This window comes from Blastopirellula retiformator (assembly GCF_007859755.1).
Taxonomy (GTDB): Bacteria; Planctomycetota; Planctomycetia; order Pirellulales; family Pirellulaceae; genus Blastopirellula; species Blastopirellula retiformator.
Map to the genome: position 1 here is coordinate 1770207 of NZ_SJPF01000001.1, position 1225 is coordinate 1771431.

A 1225-nucleotide genomic window follows, 5' to 3' on the forward strand; every position below is an offset into this window, starting at 1 on the left:
TGTATCAAACGCGATAAAATAGGCCACGGCCGGGCTCCTTGTTGGAAGGCATCGAGACGTTGAACATCTTCAAATGCTAACCCACATTGAGCCCCGGCTTCCTATATCTTCATGCTCTTATCGCGTCGCACGCGAGCTCGAAGCATGTCTTCGAGCCGCCAAACTGGACCACTGAATCATTTTCTCGCAGGACGACTGGACTGGACCGCAACGTTTTTTTCACGCGTCCTCTTGTTGGCGACCCCATTCCCTCGACTTGCGCACTCTCGCCTACGATTGGCGATCGATCCAATGGGAACCGGACTGGACCGTTTCCAATTTTTGGTCCCCGCCAATCGGCCGGCATCAATCTCGGCACAAACGGCAAACGACAACACGGTTCGCGCGTTAACGAATCCGTAATTTCACGCCGCGTCTGCGATCAACGCCCGGCGCTTCAAACGCCACGCGGAAGTCGACCACGAATGCGTGCGCTTTGTCAAGCGAAACGATTGAGCCCGCGTGCCACGGAACTAGTGGTTCGCCAAAGCCAAGCTTTCGGATGCTAGCGTTTTGCAAATTGTTTGTTCCGCAGAACTTGCGGAAACAACAACCCGAATTTTTGAGCGTGACGCAGCACTAGGAGCCGTGTCTTCTGCCATCCGATCGCTGCTTCGCGTCATTCGCTTCCCTGCCTTCTCCCGATCGCCGATGGCCAATCCCCTTGGTTGCGTCGTTTCAGGCGGGCTAAGCATCCAGATCAAAAAGACCCAGCCGGGCAGGGAGAGCTCCGGCCACAGCCAAAAATTGACCGCGGCGGCAAATTGAAAATCGTGGGTAGGATTGGGATCGGCGCCATAAAAGAGGGTGATCAATCCAACAACGTGCAACAGCACGACTGCGCTGAACAGACGCACAAACGACCGACATGCCAGCGCGGCCGTTTCGACCATGACAAAGAAAAAGATCAGCCGTCGGTCGTTGATCGCGAACGCGGCGACTCGCTCGTAGGAGCCGACGACCAACCAGGCGAAGCAATGGCTGCCGAACATCCGCAGGCACACAAGAAAGTCCCAGCGATAGGTGGTGATGGCATTGTCTAACTTCGGCGGCTTCAAGCACGGCGATCGCACCATAAATCACGTCCCCAGCAACACTTCCAGCAGATAGGCGTCGTTCCGCCCCGCTTTTAGCCGCTTGTTCTTCACGCCCACCTTGGCCGTTTTGTTGTTCTTCAAGAGGCTCA

Annotated in this window: 1 protein-coding gene; it reads right to left on the minus strand. The window is 55.8% G+C overall.

The genetic code is table 11. The features are described from left to right. Nucleotides 1–512 precede the first annotated feature (512 nt). Nucleotides 513–1097 (minus strand): hypothetical protein, encoded by a 585-nt coding sequence (locus Enr8_RS07400; protein ID WP_146429924.1) that lies wholly within the window; start codon nt 1095–1097, stop codon nt 513–515. Between the last annotated feature and the right edge of the window lie 128 nt (nt 1098–1225).